This is a genomic window from uncultured Campylobacter sp. (genome assembly GCF_938045465.1).
Classification (GTDB): domain Bacteria; phylum Campylobacterota; class Campylobacteria; order Campylobacterales; family Campylobacteraceae; genus Campylobacter_B.
Genome location: NZ_CALIBF010000039.1, coordinates 1 through 7,379, shown reverse-complemented (window position 1 = coordinate 7,379; position 7,379 = coordinate 1). Strand labels below are relative to the sequence as shown.

At 44.8% G+C, this 7,379-nt stretch carries 9 protein-coding genes and 1 tRNA gene; 6 read left to right on the top strand and 4 right to left on the bottom strand.

From position 1 onward, the window contains the following. Window positions 1-286, top strand: a 286-nt coding sequence (locus Q0413_RS02295) for a hypothetical protein (protein WP_298986903.1), incomplete at its 5' end; no start/stop codon positions are given. A gap of 178 nt (window positions 287-464) precedes the next feature. Here the strand turns inward: Q0413_RS02295 and Q0413_RS02290 are convergent. Then, window positions 465-539, bottom strand: a tRNA-Glu gene (locus Q0413_RS02290). Between the two features lie 316 nt (window positions 540-855). Continuing rightward, window positions 856-2,079 (bottom strand): ankyrin repeat domain-containing protein, encoded by a 1,224-nt coding sequence (locus Q0413_RS02285; RefSeq protein ID WP_298986900.1) that lies wholly within the window; start codon window positions 2,077-2,079, stop codon window positions 856-858. Window positions 2,080-2,598: 519 nt separating this feature from the next. Here Q0413_RS02285 and Q0413_RS02280 point away from each other — a divergent pair. Beyond that, window positions 2,599-3,204 carry a hypothetical protein gene (locus Q0413_RS02280; RefSeq protein ID WP_298986897.1) on the top strand — a complete coding sequence of 202 codons (606 nt, stop codon included), beginning with the start codon at window positions 2,599-2,601 and terminating at the stop codon, window positions 3,202-3,204. Window positions 3,205-3,403: 199 nt separating this feature from the next. Here the strand turns inward: Q0413_RS02280 and Q0413_RS02275 are convergent, their stop codons facing one another. Both Q0413_RS02275 and Q0413_RS02270 read right to left on the bottom strand, forming a co-directional pair. Further along, window positions 3,404-3,874 carry a hypothetical protein gene (locus Q0413_RS02275; RefSeq protein WP_298986894.1) on the bottom strand — a complete coding sequence of 157 codons (471 nt, stop codon included), beginning with the start codon at window positions 3,872-3,874 and terminating at the stop codon, window positions 3,404-3,406. After that, entirely contained in the window at window positions 3,875-4,588 is a 714-nt protein-coding gene (locus Q0413_RS02270) for a DUF4230 domain-containing protein (RefSeq protein ID WP_297913742.1), read from the bottom strand. It abuts the gene before it with no gap. Between the two features lie 888 nt (window positions 4,589-5,476). Here Q0413_RS02270 and Q0413_RS02265 point away from each other — a divergent pair. The 4 genes from Q0413_RS02265 to Q0413_RS02250 are packed head-to-tail and all read left to right on the top strand — an operon-like array spanning window position 5,477 to window position 7,344. Then, complete coding sequence (locus Q0413_RS02265) at window positions 5,477-6,196, top strand: CorA family divalent cation transporter (RefSeq protein ID WP_298986892.1); 720 nt, start codon at window positions 5,477-5,479, stop codon at window positions 6,194-6,196. Between the two features lie 17 nt (window positions 6,197-6,213). Beyond that, window positions 6,214-6,630 carry a hypothetical protein gene (locus Q0413_RS02260; RefSeq protein ID WP_298986889.1) on the top strand — a complete coding sequence of 139 codons (417 nt, stop codon included), beginning with the start codon at window positions 6,214-6,216 and terminating at the stop codon, window positions 6,628-6,630. 53 nt (window positions 6,631-6,683) lie between these two features. Then, complete coding sequence (locus Q0413_RS02255; RefSeq protein ID WP_298986886.1) at window positions 6,684-6,971, top strand: hypothetical protein; 288 nt, start codon at window positions 6,684-6,686, stop codon at window positions 6,969-6,971. Beyond that, entirely contained in the window at window positions 6,898-7,344 is a 447-nt protein-coding gene (locus tag Q0413_RS02250) for a methylated-DNA--[protein]-cysteine S-methyltransferase (RefSeq protein ID WP_298986883.1), read from the top strand. The genes Q0413_RS02255 and Q0413_RS02250 overlap by 74 nt, the downstream gene beginning before the upstream one ends. Window positions 7,345-7,379 lie beyond the last annotated feature (35 nt).

Sequence of the window (7,379 nt, the reverse complement as noted above, 5' to 3'; positions counted from 1 at the left end):
GTCAAACCGCTGTGCGAAGCGGCAAAAGATTGACGCCGAAGTCGCGCGTGTGGCGCAAAAGCAAGCGGTATCGCAAGATACGCTTAATTCATTCAGAGCGGACAGCGCGCAAGCACAGCAAAGAGCGCAGCAGCAGTATATCGCCACGCAGCGAAGCCTAATGCAACAGCAATCGCAGCAGCAACTGGAGCAGATGCAGCAGCGACAAAATATGAGAAATTTACAAAACGAGCAGAACTGGAACAGGCTGCGCAATCTGGAAAATATAAGTAGCGGCGGAATTTAGCCGTGAATTTTACAATTTGATCTAAATTTCAATTCGAGCGACTTTAATTCTAGATCAATTAACCTCGGTAAAATATGATGAAATTTCAGCCAAAATGCTTCAAAATCAAATGAGGTCTTAAATTTCAAGGGCAAGCAGCTGGATGATAGAAAATTTTAATTGATTTTAAGTGATGAAATGGTGACCCACAGGAGATTTGAACTCCTGTTACCGGCGTGAGAGGCCAGCGTCCTAACCACTAGACGAGTGGGCCGCGAAATTAAAAATGAGATGATAGCGAAGTGTATATAAATTTTGGATTAAATTATATATTTTCAACAAAAATAATGCAAAATAAAATTTTCGCCGAAAACTTAAAGCCTTTTGGCATAGTCGCAAATCTTGGTGCTCTAGAGAGTCCGATATGCCGCCCATTCTAGATGGCACATAAATAAGTTCCGTCGCTACAGCCATAAGCCAAATCGATATCATAAAAGCTTGCTGCACCTTGCTATCAGCATCAAAAACGCTAATAATTTAATCGCGCTGATTCAAAGCAAACGATAAAGAAGTCAAATTTAGCATAGCTTTTATTTGGCTTCTAGGCTTTTTAGATACTCATATACTCTTTTATCCTCGTTTTTCCTTGCCCAATCCGATGGAGTTACGCTTTGGTTATGAGAACATCTAGCTTTTGGATCGGCGCCTCTTTCTACTAGATATTTTACGATTTCTAGACTATGAGAACTTGCCGCATAATTTACCATGGAGCAGCCATCCCTATCCTTTACTTTAAAATTTCCGCCGTATTTTTCCAAAAGCTTTACGAGCCTAAAACTCTTCTCATTGTCGTGTTGGCTTCCGAATACGCTCATCATCATTGCGCTATCGGTCAGTCTTTTTGCGCACTCTAGCATCGCGCGAAGCGAATTTTCGCTACCTAACATTACCGCCATTTCGATGGGAGTGGTATTTTCATGACCTTTAAAATTCGGATCGCCGCCCATTTCGCAGTATTTTTTAGCATCTTCGGCGTTGTCTGAATATGCCGTTTTGTGAAGCAACGTTTGTATCTCATCTATACTCAAACTCTCTTCAGTCTTAGGCGTAACGAAAAAGTTTTTGTCGTAAATCTCCTTTAATGAATTTGTACCGTAGTATTTACCCGGCTCGTCTTTAAAAATCAAATTTATACCATTTAAATCCGTAAGTTCTATAGAGTCGTTTGTTTTTAAATTTATTATCTTGTTAAAGTTAAAAACTAAATCATCCTTTTTAACCCCGCTATCAAAGATGAAAAAATGGCTAAACTCGTAAGGAAATTCGTTTTTGTATTCGGGGTTTGACGCCGGATTTATCCTAGAATCGCCGATTTCTATCTTATCGTGCCCCCATCTTTTGCCGAATATAAATATATTTGTACCCCAGCTTTTTGAAATTTTATCATCGTTCTCGCCCATTACAAAGATATCGTTTCCCCATGGGTCTTCCACATCGCTTCTGCCGCCAGTCAAAATATAGACGTTGTTATTTCCGGGGCAAACTATAGAGTGCCTCGTATCGCTTTCGGCTATAATGATCTCGTCTGCGTTTTGGTTGCAGCGAGAATTTATATCCCAATATATGGTTTTGCTAAAATTTAAACTCACGTCTTCTAATACGGTGGTATCAAATCCTTGCGTCACTAAAATCTTTTTAGGAAAATATCCTTTCGCTTGCCCGTCTTTGATAAATTTTTCCAAGCTTTGAAAGTCGGTTATATTGCCTCCAAAACAGCCGCCGACCACCAAAAACAATATAACGATAAATCTCATACTCGCTCCCTTTTTCGAGATAAAATTTTAAAAATTATACAAAATTTGTAAGTAAAATTTACTAAAAACAGCTCAAATTTAAAAATCAAAAATAAGCGTTTTTAATGCTTATAGTAATGGCACTTGGATAGTTATAAATTTTAAGCTGCTCCGCTGCTTTTAAATTTAAAAAGTTAAATCCATTTTAAACAGAATTTGCGTAAAATCCCATTTCAAAAACGTATTACGCGAGCGGCGGCGGCAAAGTAAAATTTGCGGTAACTACGGCGTTAAATTAAAAGCACTCGTAACGGCGGAACTAAATAAAATTTGCGGTAGTAGCCCAAGGATGAGATATTCGGCGGCGTGCTGAGCTTAAATCATTCACAGCGACGTAAAGTACGAAGTATGCACGGCGACGTAAAATTAAAATTCGCAGCGGCTAAATTCAAAGCCCGCGAGGCGATAATCAAAGCAGCGCCAGCCGCTCATCTGCGCAGTACAAGCAGCGAACCGCACATTAAAATTTAAAGGTATAAAATGAATGAAGATTTTCAAAGAGCGAAGCTGCAAGGCACGCTCGGCGCGCTCTGCCTACTAGCCGCAAGCGTAGCGTATTCTATAAAAGGCGAGATCGCGTACTTGGATTCTCAAATCTTAGTGTGGATTTTTGCCTTCACATTCCTTTATCACGCGCTTAAAAACATCCAAAATATTACTGGCCCGCAGGTCTTTATAATCTTCAAATACGCCTATAGCATCGCGCTTGCGGCGCTATTATATTTTTCAGCCATTTATATACTCAGAAGATGTGATTGTAATAGGCTGCAAATATATGTGCCGTATTTGATATTTGCAGTTACGCTCTCTTGGATAATTATAAATTTTAAGTTGCGCGCCACTACCGGATGCAGGCTTTTTGCCGTATACGCCGCGCTGCTAATCGCAGGCGCCGGCGCAAACATCGTCTACGGCATGATGTTTAAAATACCGGCCCCCGCCGCTATAACGATGGGCGTCATAAATTGCATGGAACTGCTAAATTTAATCTTAAATCCATTGGGGTCCGTAGTGATGCTTCTTGCGTGGCTTAATATAAAAAACCCCGCCGAAGCAAAGGATCTATGGAGCCAGGCGCAGAGATAAAATATGCTCGCGTTTATACTCGCGTGGAGTTTAAATTTAGACCGTGCCGGGGCGTTTGCAAATATGAAATTTCAAGCTGCTTGCGCTGTTTTGGCAAAGACACAGTCGCTAAACCCGCCCGCTGTCCGTCTGCGCAGTGCAAGTTTTGGCTGCATCGGCGCGATCCTCGACAAAATTTAATAAATTCCGCGCCATACGACTATAAGCCCGCTTCGCCGCACTCGTAGCCGAAAATTTTAATCCCGGTGTCACTCTGCTCATAGCGCAGTGCTGGGATTTTTTGCAGTAGATCTTTTAGCTTTTCCAGATCGTTTTTTCGCCCGCCGTCAAAGGCGCGCGGCACCCACACCCACGCGATCTCGTCGTATGCAAACGAGCCCACCGTAAAGCTAGCCCGCTTTGAGCCCGCCTCCCATTTGGAGGAGTTTTTGATCGCGTAGAAGTTTGGATAGAGGATTTTTTTAATGATAAAGCATTTGCAAAATTTAAAATCCGCGAAAAACTCCGCCCACGTCGCATCCTCGGTAAAATAACCCTTCGCGCGCAGGCGTTTTTTCTCTTTGCGCAGCCTGATCGGCTCATAAAACCTCCGCCAAGCCCTCGCGCAGGCATCCATAAACGCGAGCATGCGGGCGAAGTAAATTTTAAAAAGCGCCTTAAAAAGCTCCATCTACTTCTCGATCTGCGATTTTAGCGACTTATCGATTGCGATCTCGCTGGAGTTTATATCGATCGTTTGAAGCGCCTTGTCCTGAAAGATGAATCCGACCTCCTTCGCGCCGAAGCTCTTGGCGATCGCTTCCAGCGTGTCGGTAGCGGATTTGTGGATCTTGCCGCCAAGATCGTTGATGATTTTTAGCGAGAGCTGCTTGACCTCGTCCTTGGCGTCGTCGATGAGGCGGTTTTTATCGCTCTCGTCAAAGCTCGCGCCGAATAGCCCGTTTAGCGAATCGGGCAGCAGAAACGGCAGCAGCTTGGCGTTTTTCTCGTCGTAAATTTTCATATCTTTGATCGAGTATTTGTATTTGCACGGCGGCATCTTGATCTCGTAGCGATCCTCACCCTGCGGCAGTATCGCAAACTCGGGGCTTAGCAGGTCGTAAACGAATTCGATCTCAAACTCAAAGATGATGGCGATCTGCTTTTTCGTCATCAGCGGCGAGACGAGCGAGCCCAGCAGCCCGCTGCCTACGTTTTGCTTGCGCGTGACGATCTCTTTGGAGTAAATTTTAAAAACGCTCAGCTCGCCGATGCTTTTAAGCCGCGTGATGTCGGTGGCGATCTGCGGCTTGCCCGCCTGCTCGCCGCTTTTGCGCATCTTAAAAAACATAAAAACCAAGATGCAAAATATCACTAAATTTAGAAGAAAAGCAAAATTTTCCAAATTTCATCCTTTAAAATTTTATCGGTATTTTAGCAAAATACAGCGCCGATTTGTAGTGCAATTGAAATTTTACGATTTTTGCGGCAAGAAATTTTAAAATCAAAGAAAGAATTTTAAAGAAGCGAAGCACAATTATAAATTTAACGCGGACGCAGTCCGCACCACTAGCGTCGCACGGGTGGGGGTTGGTAAGGGGGCGCCCCGCTAACTCTGAGCGCCGCCCCCCCTTACGGATTATGTGTAACGCATACGCCGGCTCGAATTTATAAAGATTTCACTATGTTAAATTTCAGTATTTTTAGCTCTTTGTGTATTTCTTTCGGGGCAGGAAAGGGAGCGACCTCGCAATCGGGGCCTCCTTCCCGCCCCAAGAGAAACATATCGTGGGTTAAAATTTAAACGGAATTTTATAAAGGCAAGTGCTACTTTTAAATTTATAAATAGCGAAACGGCAATATAAATTTGGAATTTAAAATTTCGCTATATAAAATTTTATCTCTAGAGATTAGGTCGTGGCGACGTTTTCTCTTAAGGGGGAAGGGGCGCTACTTGCGAGGCGCTCCCCTTCGCTCTTAAAATCCCCCAACCCCTGGTACGCTAAAGGGGCGAGCCTTACGGCTCGCGTTAAATTTTAATAGGGGTTGAATTACGGCATGCTAAATTTTAAAATTTAGCCGAAATTTACAGCTCACAAAATTTTAAAATTCCAAGCGCAAAAGAGTTTTGAAATTCCAAATACGATAAAATTTAAATGGCGGCGGAATTTTAGAATTCCTATTAGCGGCGAAATTTCAGAATTCTGATCGGCAACAGAATTTCAAAATTCCGTAAATTTGAGCGAAATTCTGAAATTCCGCAAATTTAAAACGATTGAATAAGGAGGTCTCATTGAACCCGATTACCGAAAAGCGCAGCGTTTCGGGCTACTACTACGCCGAGGATCGCGAGTATGTGTACTTCGTGACGGACGCGCCGCGCGAGCAAAACTACCGCTTTATTTTCGACGCAGGCGCGATCTATTTGCAGGAGGGTACCGCCGAGGTGCGGCTTAGCAGCGAGGCGGAGTTTTTCGCGGTCGTCAAAAAGATCCTAGCACAATATCGCGATAAAATTTTAGAGCACTCCGCAGAGCTCGAGAATTACGAAAAAATCTACACGCGCCGCGGCGATTTTTCAAAATTTATGAAAAGGCACTCTGTCCTAAAATACGAAATCCGCAAATTTCAAAACAAAATTTCGCATTTTTACGAGGCGCTGCTCATCTGCGCAAACGAGCAGCCGGCGCTGAAAAAGCAGCTGAAAAACTACGCCTACGAAGCGGGCGTTTTCAAGGGCGTGATGAGCGAATATGCCGTCAGGATCGAGGATATCTATCAATTCATCCAAGGCCTCAAAAACGACAAAATCAGCCGCAACATCTACATTCTCACGATCATCTCGTCGCTGCTGATGCCGCTAAATTTCATCACGAGCTTTTTCGGGATGAACACGACGGGGCTGTTTTTAAGCGGCTCGACGCATGGCACGCTCATCGTGACGCTTGCGATGTGCGTGATTTTCGCGGCGATGGTTGGCTTTCTTATGCTCTACGCCAAAAAACGAAACTAAAGCGGAGGAGTTAAATTTTGAACAAAAACGAGCTTAAAAATATCCTAGGCGGATACCTCGGCAGGGAGATTGCGGGCGATTTTAGAGTGCTGAAAGAGCACGAGATCGCGCTCTGCAACGACGCGGCGAAATTTCCTTTTGAGGGCGATAGCGGGCTGCTGCGCGAGTTTTGTATCTTTGCAGATAGCGGCACCGGCGATCTGTGGCTCGTGAGCTTTAATAGCGGCAAGATCGCATTTTACGATCATGATTTGGAGTTTTTGTCCGAAGCAAATTTGAAAAAATTCGATCTAAATCTTGCGGGCTGGCTAAAGATCGCCGAGCTTTTTTGCAAATTTGAAGCCCTTGGCGACCCCAGCGCCGCGCAAAAGGCGGAATTTAAGCAGAGCGTAGCTAAAATCTGCCCGCAAATTTTAGAAATTTGGGAAATTTAAGCGCTGTTTGCGGCGCCTAAATTTAATCGCAAAAGCGCAAAATAGGAGCAATGATGAAATTTATCGCATATTACGACTCGCCGCTTGGCAAAATCACGCTCGCAGGCGATGGAGCGGGGCTTTGCGGGTTGTGGTTCGAGGGCGAGAAATACTACGCGCATGCCCTCGCGGCAAGCGGCGCAGATAAAAAGTACAATGCGAGCGATTTTGCAGCTAAAGATGCTGGCAAAAAACCTCGCGCTATCAATCTTTCGGCGCAAGGCACGGGTGAAAAAATTCTGCGAAAACGAGCAAAGCGGATACTTCGAGGAGAAAAACCTGGCTGTTTTCGATCAAACTAGGCGCTGGCTCGATCTGTATTTTAGCGGACGCGAGCCTGGTTTTACGCCCGCTCTAAATCCCGTGGGTACGGCGTTTAGGCGCGCTGTGTGGGAAATTTTGCTTAAAATTCCTTACGGGCAGACCATGACCTACGGGCAGATCGCGCGCGAAATCGCCGCAGCACGCGGGCTAGCGAATATGTCCGCGCAAGCCGTGGGTGGCGCCGTAGGGCACAACGAAATCTCGATCATCATCCCCTGCCACCGCGTCATAGGCGCGCACGGTAACCTCACGGGCTATGCGGGCGGCATCGATAGAAAAATCAAGCTGCTGAAGCTCGAAGGCATCGATATGCAGGGGCTTTTCACGCCCGCCAAAGGCACCGCCCTATGAGGCGGCGCGGCAAAATTTAAAAGATCGCAAATTTT